The organism is Deltaproteobacteria bacterium, from assembly GCA_016874755.1.
GTDB lineage: Bacteria > Desulfobacterota > Binatia > UBA9968 > UBA9968 > DP-20.
The window spans coordinates 1-11715 of the sequence record VGTH01000043.1; the positions used below are offsets into that span (position 1 = coordinate 1).

The window sequence follows — 11715 nt, forward strand, 5'->3', positions numbered from 1 at the left end:
AAGAGCTTCCGCAAACTGAACGCACCACAGCTTGTCGGAAAAGTAGCGCGCGGGACGAAGTATGACAATGGCAAAGAGATGAGGGTCGCCGCCTAGTATCTTTTTACACACCTATTGACAACGGCTCATTCGCTTTCCTCCTCCTTTGTTGTTCCGTTTTGCGTTAATAATTAGCAAAAATTTCCTTGCCAAGTTGTGACAGCAATAGCTGTGCCGTTCTAGAATATGCTGATTTAACTCATTTTTTTCGTTTTTTCTAAATCAAAACTGTTAGCCAATCTTACACTTTCTAATTCCATCTCCTCACCACACTAAAGGGCTGTTTTTACATGATAATTTTGTCGTATTTTTGTATCTCCTATTTACACTTTTTCGCGATAGCATCGGTTTACACCCTTTTTTGTCTGCAACCAACCTCGGGCTACTTTGTTTCACTCACTGGCGTTTGGCCCCGCATCGCCGAGCAGCCCATCGCCACCAGCGCCATGCAGCCGCCAATTGTAAAGCTGAAATTCATCGCTTGCACGAAGACCGTCGGGTTGGCTGGGGTCGGCGTGGCGCTCGCATCTCCACTGAAATAGCGAAAGGCCATGGTCAAGAGCAGCGTTCCCAACGACACGCCGAAGGTCGTGCCCAGGCCGAACATCACGTAGATGGCGCCGGTGGCGACGCCACGATGTTGCGGCGGCACCGAGGTGATCATCGCCGTGTGGTTCGACGTAAAAAATAGCGATGTGGCTAGCCCCCAGAGCATCAGTACTAAAACCGACGAGCTCCAGTGCGAGTCAGGCCGGAGAAACGAGCCATAGAAGCCGGCGGCGGCAAGAAACGAAATACCCATCGTCGCGGGCAGCCGCGGACCGACCTTGTCCACGGCCCAACCTACCAGCGGCGATAACGTAACCGTAAAGATCGGCGCGCTGATGAACATGAGACCGATAAACGATGGTTTCAAGCCCAGGATATCTTGCAGATAGAACGGCAGCACAAAACCGAGCATCACCTGCGCGATGCCGACCAGCATCAACGCCAGAGCGCTCAGCGTGAACATACGAATGCGAAACAAAGACAAGTCCAAAATCGGGCTCGCCACCGTCGCTTCGCGATAGAGAAACCCGCCAAAGGAAGCGAGAAACCCGCAGACCAACATTACCTTCAGCGGCGTGGAAAGGCTTTCCATGACGCGATGATCGACCACGGCGATGAGCGCGCCCGTGGCCGCCACCAGCAACAGTGCGCCAAGATAATCGATCGATTTGTCCGTCTCAGGCGGAGCTTCGCGCTGCGGCACGTGACCTTTCGCGCGGTTGAATAGCGTTAACCCTAAACCGCACAACGCAATCGGCACGAGAAAAAAGAACACGGCGCGCCAGTGAATATAGTCGATGATCAAACCGCCGACGCTGGGACCAATCAGCACGCCGGTGTGAAAGGCGGTCGTCATAAACCCTTGGGCACGCCCGGACAGTTCCTTGGGCGCCGCTTCCAGCGCCAGCGCACGCCCCTGGGTTTGCGTCATCGAAGCGCCGATGCCTTGAAACAAGCGAAACAGAATCAACTGACCGGCGGTCTGCGACAGGCCGCAGAGCATGGCGGCCACCGAGGAGACCACCAAACCGATGCCAAAAAGTGTGTGGCGCCCGTAGATATCGCCGATGCGGCCGAAAACGAACGACAGACTTATTTGCGAAATCTGATAGGCGATCACCGCCCATGAAATGCCGACGATGGTCGTCTGTAGACTCGCAGCCACGGTCGGTAGCGACACGGCGAAGATTCGGCTGGCGGTGCCGGCCAAGAAATTTCCCAGGGCAGCGTTGATCAGCAACGGCCAATTGATGCGTGTTGTTGACATCGGCAGGACTGGGCTCGGTGGCGCGCGAAATATCCGAAATGAAAACCGGACTTAGGCTGGCGGCTGCCAGTGTTCGTTGATCAGATCGATGCAAAGGAGCAACCCGGCTTCGGCCTCCGAGTGCGTCACGCCGCCGCGCCCTTCGCGCATTTCAAGTCGCGCCCGATGGATGCGTTCTAGGGGCGCGACGGCCTGCCCTTTGAGCCAACGTTGCTGCACCGCCCGGGACAATAGGTTGGTAAAATCGCTCTGCGCCCAGGGAGAAAGCCCTAGGCGCGCTCTAAGCCAATCACCGATCGCTTGGTCGCACAGAATAATCACGTCGTAGACGCCTAGCATCTGTGCTGCCCAACCGTTGAGGGCGCGGCTAAGCATGCGCATCGCGCGCCCCTCCGGCGAATGATGGCCGCAGCGCCGCTCCTTCTCTGCCAAATTAGCGAACAGCTCCTGCGTATCGACGGTCATCCGAGTTTCTATAGCACGTAAGTTTGCTTGGCCATAGCACTGAGCCTCGCTTGGCGGCAATCTGTTTGACAGGTGCATCGGCACATCCCTATGTTGGTCGAAAACTTTGGAGGTTCGATCATGGAGAAGCTCCCCCGCGGCGCCAATTTTCAACGCGCTTTGATGCTCTGGCAGATCGGTTTGCACATCGCCAGCGATCCGAAAACGCCCTATTACGGTCCGCGCGATATGTGCATTACCGTCGGCAGCGGCTCGCACGAAAACATGCAGCCCTGGCTGCGCATGTGCACCGGCTCGCCGATACTCGCCCACGGCATTTGCCGTGGAGAGCTGGAAGCGGCGATGATCAACCCTTCCGGGCTATTGACTCAAGCCTATCGCGGCACTGGGATTTTTCCGACGCCCCTGCCGGTGCGCATCATCGCCGTCTACCCATCGCTGGATCACTTTGTCTATCTCATCCATCCGCGCACCGGCTTGAAATCATTGGCTGAGATCAAAGCCAAAAAATATCCGCTGCGCCTGTCGATTCGCGAGGACGCCACCCATTCGACCCGCGTCCTGGTCGATCAAACCCTCGCGGCCTACGGCATGACGCTCAAGGACATCGAATCCTGGGGTGGCAGTTTTCAATTGAACGGCGGCCCTGGCGACGAGCGCCGCTTGCAAGCACTCAAAGATGAATCCATCGACGCCATCTTCGACGAAGGCTTACCGCTGTGGTTCGAAGCCGCCTTGGCGGCCGGCATGAAACCGGTGACGCTCGAGGACAAAGTGTTTAAATACTTGGTCGACGAGCTCGGCTGGCGCCGCTACACGATTGCGCCCGGGCGCTTCAAAGGCTTAAACGAAAACTATACCTGCATCGACTACAGCGGCTGGCCGCTCTACACCCGCGCGACACTGCCGGACGACGACGCCTACAAAATCTGCGACGCCATCATGGCGCGGCAAGAGGCGATCTATTGGGAGGAGTCCTACACCGGCGTCGGCCAATTGGGCGAAAACACCGACGCCACCCCGCGCGATGTGCCGCTTCATCCGGGAGCGGAAAGATGGTACCGCGAGCACGGCTTTAGAGTGTAGGAGAAAATTAGCGCCGCAGACGCTCACGCAGAGCTGCCAAGGTCGGCGCGATCGGCCCGACCTCTTGCGGCGGGATGGCCAGCGCTTCCGGTTGTTTCAAGCCGTGACCGGTTAGGTTGCAAACCACAATGTCGTCGCGCGCGATGGTGCCCCGGGCGCGCATCTGATTGGCGACGGCCACCGACACCACCGCTGCTGGCTCAGCGAAAACCCCGCAAAGACTGCCGGTTAGTGTCTGAGCTTCAAAAATTTGTTGATCGCCAACAGCCACCGCGGCGCCACCCGAATCGTAGACCGCCTCAAGCGCGCGCCAGCCGAGTGACGACGGGTTGCCGACTTGGATGCTCTCGGCGACCGTGTCACGCGCGTCGACCGGCTCGACCGTGCGCAGCCCCTTTGCGAATGCCTTGACGATGGGCGCCGCAGCTTCGCTTTGAGCGGCGACCAGCTTGGGCATTTTTTCAATCCAGCCCAACGAACGGAATTCTTTGAACCCCTGCCCCATGGCAAAGATGCCTGTGCCTCCGGCAGTGGGATGAATCACCCAATCGGCAATGACTCCATCGAGTTGATCGACCAGCTCATAAGCATAGGATTTCTTGCCGACGCGGTAGGGATTGGAGGACACGCAATCGTACCAGCCAAATTCACCCACCGCCCGGCTGTACAATTCGGCCACTTCGTAGTCGAACCGGCCGTCGACAACGACAACCTCCGCGCCATAGGCGCGGGCTTGAATAATCTTCGACAGCGCGGTCCCCGCCGGCACCATGACAACGCTCCGCATGCCGGCAGCGGCGGCGTAGGCGGCCACCGAAGCCGCCGCGTTGCCGGTGGAGATGACGCTGGCGACTTCAAACCCCATCTCTTTGCCTGCCGAGATGCCGACCGTATTGCTGCGGTCTTTGAGCGAGCCGGTGGGCAGAACTGTATCGTTCTTTAGATATAGATTTGGAATACCGATCCGCTCGCCGAGACGCTGCGCGCGCAAAAGCGGCGTGCTGCCCTCGCCCAGAGACACAATCGAAGCAGGGTCTCGCACTGGAAAAAATTCGCCCCAGCGCCAGATCGACAGATCGCGGCGCTGGCGCATGGTTTGAAAATCGGCGCGCGTCAGATGGTCGATCTGAACAGCCACTTCAACGATGACGTTGCATGACGGGCAGCGAAACGTCCTCTTGGTCGGCGGCTCTGTGCCACACAGAGGACACTGGAGGCAAAATTGTTTGGCCATCATTCGAATCCGCAGTCACCGGCAAATAGCGCCGCGCCGAAACGCGCTCTTGCCCATTTTCAACTCTCCACTTTCAATTTTCCATTAACTCGCGCGCTTTTCGACTTCGTTCAACGACTTTTCCAACTCGCCTTCGAGATCGCCGACGTCGAAACCGACGGCGCGGGCGCCGTCAAGGATAGCGATGCAAATCATGATCATATCGAGGCACTCGCGCGGCGGGGCTGCGTCAGGATGATCGTAAAGATAGTGATCGACGCGCTGCCTGAGGGTATGAAAGTCGCGCAAACAGACGACCGCCGGCAAGCCAGCCACCGGACCGGAATTTTTGACTACGGGCGCAAAGGCGATGCCGCCCGGATCGACAAGCGCGATCTGGGTGCCCTCTGCGAAAAGCAAAACCAAATAAGGCTCGCGGGATTCGGCATGCATCTTTTCCTCAAACGCGCTCAAGTCGCGCCACGAGATCTGCAATCTTTTCCCCGAAGCAACGTCGAGCAAGATGGCGCTCTCGACGTCGTAGGAAACCGCTTGGCGATGAGTCTCAGCCCACTGGCGAACCTTCAGCTTTGCTTGATCGACCGTCGAATCCACAACGAAATTTATATCAGGCGCGGCGCGCGGGAACTACTCCGCTGTAAGATTGACTTCAAGCGAAAAGGCCCCATACTAGCGGAGATTTCGCGCCACCCCATCACCATGAAACGCCGCGTCGGCTCGGTTTGACCGTTGTCACTGTGCACTCTGAGGACCCCACCGAATTTCGCCTGATCGAACGGCGCGCGCTGCGTTGGCTGTTGGTTCTGTACGGCCTGTTTATCCTCTACGGCACGTTCATTCCGTTTCGCTTCAACGACGATCCGGCGTTCCTGCAGTTGCAGTGGCAAGGGGTTTTCACACCTCCGTTTAACCAAGGTCGTAAGACCTTTTCACTCCTCGACGTGGCTGCTAACTTTTTGCTGTTTGTGCCGTTGGGTTTCCTCTGGGTCGGCAGCGCCTTTCGCAGGTTGTCCGCGGCCGGTTTCTTTGGCGCCCTGTTACAAGCTGGCTTGTGCGGTTTGCTGTTGAGCCTCGCCGTCGAGTTGGGCCAAGTCTATTCTCCCGGCCGCACGCCCTCAATCCTCGACGTGGCATTCAATGCCGCGGGTGCCGCCTTTGGCGGCGCGCTCGGCATTGTGATTTTCACAGGATTGCGCGGCGCCCTCGGCAAAAACTTATTGTTTGTCATCTGCTGGCGTCCCGCCCGGGTTCTGCTCGCCATGCTGGCCGTGGCGCCGGTCGCCGATGCCTTCTACCCGTTCCACCTCACCCTCGACGTCTCCACCGCCTGGTCCAACCTCAAGCGTGCCCAGTGGATGCCCTTTCTCGCCGGCACGCACCGCTATTGGCTCGACCTGGTGGTCGAGAAAGTTTTTGTCTATGCGGCGATGGCACATCTGGTCATTCTTGGTTTCAGGCAAAGCTATCGAACTGGCGGAGCCGGTGGTGCGCTAGGTTTCTGCTTCGCGCTCGGCTTTGCGGTCGAAGCAGGCAAACTGCTTTTCGTCGGCCGCGTGCCCAACGCCGAAAACTTTCTGCTCGCCGTTTGCGGCGCTCTCTTCGGAGTCATGGTGGTCACGCCGCTCAGTGAAACCCATTTCTGCCGGCGCCACGGCCGCCGGATCTTGCTGATACTGGCGCTTGCCCTGATGATTTATGCCCAACTGTCGCCGTTCGATTGGCTTGTGTCTTTGGCGGAGCTGCCGCAGCGCTGGCAGCGCGTCGAGTGGCTGCCGCTGGCAGCGTACTACGGCGCCGATCCGCAATCGGCCCTCTTCGATCTTGGCAAGAAGATTTTCATCGCCGGCCCTTTCGGCCTCCTGGTGGCGGCACGGCGCCACGCGTTATCGGGTAAGCCCGGGCGCAATCAAGCGCTTTTCTTTGGCTTGGCAATCGGCTTAATCTTAGAAGCTTGCCAGCGGGGGCTCCGCTCACGCACCCCTTCGATCACCGACGTGCTGCTTTTCGGCGCCGCTTCTTGGACCGGCGCGACGCTGTTTAGCCAGCGGCTAAGACTAATGAAATCGCAAACTCGGTCGTCTAATCGATAGGTCAGCTTGACAGCATGAGGGATTCCCGGCTAAGAGCTTGGCAGCCGCCTAGAATCGGGAGGCACAGCTACATTCACTAAGGAGGCGCTATGTTCGGACTCATTTGGACGATTGTTATCGGCTTTGTCGTTGGGGTCATCGCCAAGTTCATCATGCCGGGCAAGGAAAACCTGGGTTTTGTCTTGACCACCGTCCTCGGCATCGTCGGCTCCATCGCCGCTTCCTATGCCGGGCAAATCATCGGCTTGTACGATGCTGGCCAGGGCGCCGGGTTTATCGGCTCCATCGTTGGCGCCTTTGTTGTCTTGTGGGGCTACCTGAAAGTAAAGTCCGCCTAACTTCGGCAGCTCATCGTGCGCCGCATCGCGATATCTATATTGATTCTGTTCTCCCTCTGCGCGTCGGCGTCGCCGGCTTGCGCACGCGAGAAACGCGCCAACACCGGCGCGGAAATTCTCTTGGCCGAGCTGCCCAAAGAGGGACGCGCGACCTTGGCGCTGATCAAGCAGGGCGGCCCCTTTCCGTACAAACGTGATGGCATCGTCTTTGGCAATTTCGAAAAGCGACTCCCCGCGAAGAAGCGCGGTTACTACCGTGAATATACCGTGGCGACGCCGGGAGCGCGCGATCGCGGCGCGCGCCGCATTGTCGCCGGCGACGGCGGCGAGTACTACTACACCGCCGATCACTACAAGAGTTTTCAACGCATTCGGGAGTAACTCCATTGGCAAGTCTGAACGAGATTCTCGGCGATCCCAAACGCTGCGGCGTGTTTCGCTACGGTGGCGACTTGGACAGGCTGGAAAGCGCAGCCGAGCGCGCCAATCTCTCGCTGCACAAGCTTGATCTTAGCCTAGCCCGCAGCAAGAAAGACGCGCTCAAGAGCTTCGCCAAGACGCTAAAGTTCCCGACCTATTTCGGCGAGAACTGGGATGCCCTCGACGAATGTCTGAGCGACCTAGACTGGCTCGACGCGCCGGGCTGGATGCTAATCGTAACCGGCGCCGGCAAGTTCGCAGCGGTCGACGAGGAAAGCCTAGTGACGATTTTAGATGTGCTAAATAGCGCCGCTGAATACTGGAGCGAAGAAGGGAAACCGTTTTGGGCGATTGTTATCGGCGAGGGTCAGACTAAAGGCTTAGCCAACCTTAAACCTGTGCCCGAGAAATAAAATTCCGTGCTAGGTCGGCGCGCAGGTTGACAAATGCGCCGAACATCGGCTATTTCCAGGGGAACCAAGCTTTGAATAGCTCAACATTCGCTGCGTCTAAGAGTGCAAATTGGGCGGATATCCCGCCGAAAAAAAACCAGGAGGCATAGATGAAAAAATTGGTATTAGCAACTGCGTTGTGGTTTGCCGCGGCGGGCGTCGCGGGCATCGCAACCGCCGCCGACAAGGCGATGGAAAAGGAGAAAAAGGAAGCCGCCAAAGCTGAGGCGAAAGCAGAGACCAAAGCCAAGGAAGCGACCAAGGACGCCCCCAAACCGGCGGCAGCAAAACCCGGAAGTTTGATGGTCAACATCAACACCGCGAACGTTGATGAGCTGAAAGCTCTCAAGGGCATCGGTGAGACGCGGGCCAAGGACATCATCGAGTACCGCAAGAAAAACGGCGACTTCAAAACCATTGAAGACTTGGAAAAAGTTAAGGGCATCGGCCCCGGCACGATGAAACAGATTCGCGCCAATATCTCCGTGAGCGGCGACACCGTTGTCCCGAAAAAGGCCGAGCCGGCTGCCAAAGCCAAGGACACCAAAGCCCCGGCCAAAGCGATGGACAAAATGGAAGAAAAGGGCAAAAAATAACGCCTAGCACTCCCGGCAACAACCCCGCTCGCGGCAACGCGGCGGGGTTGTTTTTTTCCGCCAAAGTCATATCCAGAAGCTAAACGAAAGAGTGGCCGGGAGGATACCTATGCGGCTCGACAACGAACAAGAAAGTCGGAACATCGAAGATCGCCGCGGTTCACGGGTCTCACGCGGCGCCATTGGCGGCGGCATCGGCACCATCGCGTTGGCGCTGATCGCCATGTTTCTTGGTTTTGACCCGGGCGCGATCCTGCAAGGTAGCCCGCAATCGAATATTTCCAACGAACCACAGGTGCAGCAGGCCGGCGGGCGCGACGAAGGACGCGAATTTATCGCCAAAGTGCTCGGCAGCAACGAACGGGTCTGGGGTGAAATTTTCCAAAAAGCTGGACGCCAGTACGTTCCCCCTAAGCTCGTGCTTTTCTCCGGCGAAGAGCAGTCCGCCTGCGGCTTTGCTTCGGCGGCATCGGGGCCGTTTTACTGCCCCGGCGACCAAAAGGTTTACATTGACCTTTCCTTCTATCGTGAGCTAAGCCAGCGCTTCAAAGCGCCGGGCGATTTCGCTCAAGCTTACGTGGTTGCGCACGAGGTCGCGCATCACGTGCAAAATCAGCTTGGCATCATGGGTAAGGTGCAGGCGGCGCAACAGCGTTCCAGCGAGCGCGAGGCCAACGCGCTTTCGGTGCGCCTCGAGCTGCAGGCCGATTGCCTCGCCGGCATCTGGGCCAACTTCGCCAACCGCGATCGCAAAATCCTTGAACCAGGTGACGTGGAAGAAGGCCTAAACGCCGCTGCCCAAATCGGCGACGACACCCTGCAAAAGCGTTCCCAAGGCTATGTCGTACCCGAAGGCTTCCCCCACGGCAGCGCCGAACAGCGCGTGCGCTGGTTCCGCGCCGGCCTCCAATCCGGCGACATAAAACAGTGCGACACCTTTGCCGGACGCGGTGTGATGTAACCTCGTCTAAACGAACCATCCGGCTATGCTCATTGGCAGGTGGCGGCATCGCCGCCGCCTCTGTCTTGTTCACTCCGATCCCCGGCTCCCACTCGATTTTATTTGACAGGGTTTTCCCCTTTCTTTTAGACTCCGGCAGTTCCTAAACCAATTCGCTCGGGATACCGGGAGCACTTCATGATTTTGATCAAGGAACCTAAACTCGATCGGCTCAAGCGCGCAGCCCTTCCGGCTCTGTGCGTCGTTCTTGTCGCCATGGCTGTAACGAGCAGCGCCGCGGCACAAAAGGTGCGCATCGCCATGCCGGCCAAGAGCATGACGTTTTTGAACTTCTACGTCGGCGAGAAGTTCGGCATTTACAAAGCTGAAGGCTTCGATGTCTCTTTGGAAGTGATCAAGCCCGACGTCGGCGTGGCCGGCATGGTCGCCGGCGAGATCGATTATACATCGGCCATCGGTACCGCGATGCGCGCCGCCGCCACCGGCGTGCCGACCAAGGCGGCGATGTTCACCATGGATCGCGTGCTCGTCTACCTGTATTCCAAGCCATCGATCAAATCGATCGAAGAATTGAAAGGCGGCAAGACCGTCGCGTCCACCGGTTTGGTCGCCACACCAACTTTCGCGGCGAAGGCGATGGCGCGCGCCCATGGATTGAATCCCGATCGCGACCTGACGTTCGTCTTCACCGGCGACGCCGGCAATTCGCTGACCTCGCTGCTGAGCGGCGCCACCGACGCAGCGATGTTGTCCATGCCTTTTAATATCAAAGCCGAAGAGTCCGGTTTTCGAAATCTCGGCAATGCGGTCGATTATCTGCAAACCCCTTTTGCCGGGCTTGGCGCGACTGATGCGAAGCTGAAAAACAATCCCGCCCAGGTAAAGCGCATGATCCGCGCCACATTAAAAACGGTCGAGTACACCAAAGACCCGGCGAACCAGGAAAGAATCGTGGGCCTGTTAGTCGATGAGTTTAAGATCGACCGCAAGGCCGCCGCCGGCGCGCTGCGTGACATCATCCGGGCTTTCAGCAAAGATGGCACGACCACGGAAGAAGCCATCAAGATTGAAATCCGCGACATCCGCGAGCAAGCCAAGATCAAGAACGAAGTGCCGGTGAGCCAGGTGGTCGATTACAGATTGCTCGAAGAAGTGTTGGCGGAGATGAAGCGATAAAATTTTTGCGAAAAAATCGAAATGAATGACTCACCACGAAGACCCGAAGTACACGAAGTTCGGAAAACATATTTTCTTTCCTTACCTTCGTGATCTTCGTGCCTTCGTGGTGAACAATTCCGAAAACAAGCGATGCTCTGCAGTCGACCGCAGCGTCGAGCACCTAGGCGCCAGCGACGCCTTCATCATCCAACTGCGCCGCTTCCTGCAGCGCGCGATTAAAGAAGTACAAGCCGGCAAAGACGCACCGGGCACGATCTTCGATTCCCAACCGCGAGACTACGTGCATCTCCGCCGCGAAGCCGCTGATTTGCCAGCGGACGTTTCTTGGCGAACACTGTATTCAAATGCAGCGAATTCGTAGGGTGCGCATGGCGCACCCTACACGCTGAATAGTATATTGATTGTGCATGCCTCCGCGGAAACATAAACAATCGACTTGGTCGTCTGTCAAAGCGGCAGCATCAGGGCTCAGCCGTGATGACTTGCTTGCCCTTTTGCGAAATCTGTACGAGCTCTCGTCGAGCAACAAGCAGTTCGTCGACGCACGTCTGCGAATCGGCTCGGACCACGTCGCGCCGCACAAAAAAATAGTTAGTGACTGCATGTACCCAGACGTCCTTCGGAATCACCCTGTGCAGATTTCGAAAGCGAAAAAGGCCATCAGCGATTATCGCAAGGCGGCCGGAGATATTCACGGAGAGATCGATCTCATGATCCACTTCGTCGAATGTGGAAACCGATTCACGTGCGACTACGGTGACATTAACGAGCCATTTTACGATGCGCTGCTCAATATGTACGCGAAAGCTGTCCAGGCCGTAGCGGGACTCCCCGAGCCAGCGATGGCGCCGTTTCGAAACAGGCTATGGAAACTCACGGAAGCATCTCGCGGAATAGGATGGGGGTACCATGATGATCTATGTGAGGCGTACTACTCGGTGTTTCCCGAGGACGACGCCTGAAAGCTGCGTGTAACAATATGGGAGCCGAATGAGGTAAAAAATCAAAAGTAAAGATCTGACCTTAGTCTTCCCGGCGG

General features: G+C 57.5%; 14 protein-coding genes. 10 read left to right on the top strand and 4 right to left on the bottom strand.

Annotated elements, in window-relative coordinates:
• Positions 1-421: 421 nt before the first annotated feature.
• Both FJ145_21055 and FJ145_21060 read right to left on the bottom strand, forming a co-directional pair.
• Positions 422-1855 (bottom strand): MFS transporter, encoded by a 1434-nt coding sequence (locus FJ145_21055; protein MBM4263895.1) that lies wholly within the window; start codon positions 1853-1855, stop codon positions 422-424.
• 51 nt (positions 1856-1906) lie between these two features.
• Positions 1907-2320: a hypothetical protein gene (locus FJ145_21060; GenBank protein ID MBM4263896.1), complete on the bottom strand. Its 414-nt coding sequence runs from the start codon at positions 2318-2320 to the stop codon at positions 1907-1909.
• A 90-nt stretch (positions 2321-2410) separates the two neighbouring features.
• Here FJ145_21060 and FJ145_21065 point away from each other — a divergent pair, with 90 nt between their 5' ends.
• Positions 2411-3406, top strand: coding sequence for a hypothetical protein (locus FJ145_21065; GenBank protein MBM4263897.1), 996 nt, complete (start codon positions 2411-2413; stop codon positions 3404-3406).
• A gap of 7 nt (positions 3407-3413) precedes the next feature.
• Here FJ145_21065 and thrC read toward each other — a convergent pair whose 3' ends face one another.
• Entirely contained in the window at positions 3414-4643 is a 1230-nt protein-coding gene (thrC, locus tag FJ145_21070; GenBank protein MBM4263898.1) for a threonine synthase, read from the bottom strand.
• A gap of 81 nt (positions 4644-4724) precedes the next feature.
• The gene (locus FJ145_21075; GenBank protein MBM4263899.1) at positions 4725-5234 is read right to left on the bottom strand and encodes a hypothetical protein; all 510 of its coding nucleotides are present in this window, start codon (positions 5232-5234) and stop codon (positions 4725-4727) included.
• Between the two features lie 128 nt (positions 5235-5362).
• On the opposite strand from FJ145_21075, the gene FJ145_21080 reads away from it, so the two are divergent.
• From FJ145_21080 to FJ145_21120, 9 genes are all read left to right on the top strand, one after another.
• Positions 5363-6730 carry a VanZ family protein gene (locus FJ145_21080; protein MBM4263900.1) on the top strand — a complete coding sequence of 456 codons (1368 nt, stop codon included), beginning with the start codon at positions 5363-5365 and terminating at the stop codon, positions 6728-6730.
• 89 nt (positions 6731-6819) lie between these two features.
• Positions 6820-7068: a GlsB/YeaQ/YmgE family stress response membrane protein gene (locus tag FJ145_21085; protein ID MBM4263901.1), complete on the top strand. Its 249-nt coding sequence runs from the start codon at positions 6820-6822 to the stop codon at positions 7066-7068.
• A 30-nt stretch (positions 7069-7098) separates the two neighbouring features.
• A complete protein-coding gene (locus tag FJ145_21090; GenBank protein MBM4263902.1) occupies positions 7099-7449 on the top strand; it encodes a ribonuclease in 351 nt (116 codons plus the stop codon).
• Positions 7329-7901: a barstar family protein gene (locus FJ145_21095; protein MBM4263903.1), complete on the top strand. Its 573-nt coding sequence runs from the start codon at positions 7329-7331 to the stop codon at positions 7899-7901. Before FJ145_21090 ends, FJ145_21095 begins: the two co-directional genes overlap by 121 nt.
• Before the next feature lie 341 nt (positions 7902-8242).
• Positions 8243-8536: a helix-hairpin-helix domain-containing protein gene (locus FJ145_21100; GenBank protein MBM4263904.1), complete on the top strand. Its 294-nt coding sequence runs from the start codon at positions 8243-8245 to the stop codon at positions 8534-8536.
• 109 nt (positions 8537-8645) lie between these two features.
• Positions 8646-9497: a flagellar biosynthesis protein FlgM gene (locus FJ145_21105; GenBank protein MBM4263905.1), complete on the top strand. Its 852-nt coding sequence runs from the start codon at positions 8646-8648 to the stop codon at positions 9495-9497.
• Positions 9498-9674: 177 nt separating this feature from the next.
• Entirely contained in the window at positions 9675-10673 is a 999-nt protein-coding gene (locus FJ145_21110; protein MBM4263906.1) for an ABC transporter substrate-binding protein, read from the top strand.
• Positions 10674-10698: 25 nt separating this feature from the next.
• Complete coding sequence (locus FJ145_21115) at positions 10699-11037, top strand: hypothetical protein (GenBank protein MBM4263907.1); 339 nt, start codon at positions 10699-10701, stop codon at positions 11035-11037.
• A 187-nt stretch (positions 11038-11224) separates the two neighbouring features.
• Positions 11225-11638: a hypothetical protein gene (locus FJ145_21120; GenBank protein MBM4263908.1), complete on the top strand. Its 414-nt coding sequence runs from the start codon at positions 11225-11227 to the stop codon at positions 11636-11638.
• The last annotated feature ends 77 nt before the right edge of the window (positions 11639-11715 follow it).

Bases quoted from the DNA above. Each gene is read 5' to 3' on its own strand.
- FJ145_21055 (MBM4263895.1), bottom strand. From the start codon at position 1,855: ATGTCAACAACACGCATCAATTGGCCGTTGCTGATCAACGCTGCCCTG.
- FJ145_21060 (MBM4263896.1), bottom strand. From the start codon at position 2,320: ATGACCGTCGATACGCAGGAGCTGTTCGCTAATTTGGCAGAGAAGGAG.
- FJ145_21065 (MBM4263897.1), top strand. From the start codon at position 2,411: ATGTTGGTCGAAAACTTTGGAGGTTCGATCATGGAGAAGCTCCCCCGC.
- thrC (MBM4263898.1), bottom strand. From the start codon at position 4,643: ATGATGGCCAAACAATTTTGCCTCCAGTGTCCTCTGTGTGGCACAGAG.
- FJ145_21085 (MBM4263901.1), top strand. From the start codon at position 6,820: ATGTTCGGACTCATTTGGACGATTGTTATCGGCTTTGTCGTTGGGGTC.
- FJ145_21100 (MBM4263904.1), top strand. From the start codon at position 8,243: ATGGTCAACATCAACACCGCGAACGTTGATGAGCTGAAAGCTCTCAAG.
- FJ145_21105 (MBM4263905.1), top strand. From the start codon at position 8,646: ATGCGGCTCGACAACGAACAAGAAAGTCGGAACATCGAAGATCGCCGC.
- FJ145_21110 (MBM4263906.1), top strand. From the start codon at position 9,675: ATGATTTTGATCAAGGAACCTAAACTCGATCGGCTCAAGCGCGCAGCC.
- FJ145_21115 (MBM4263907.1), top strand. From the start codon at position 10,699: ATGACTCACCACGAAGACCCGAAGTACACGAAGTTCGGAAAACATATT.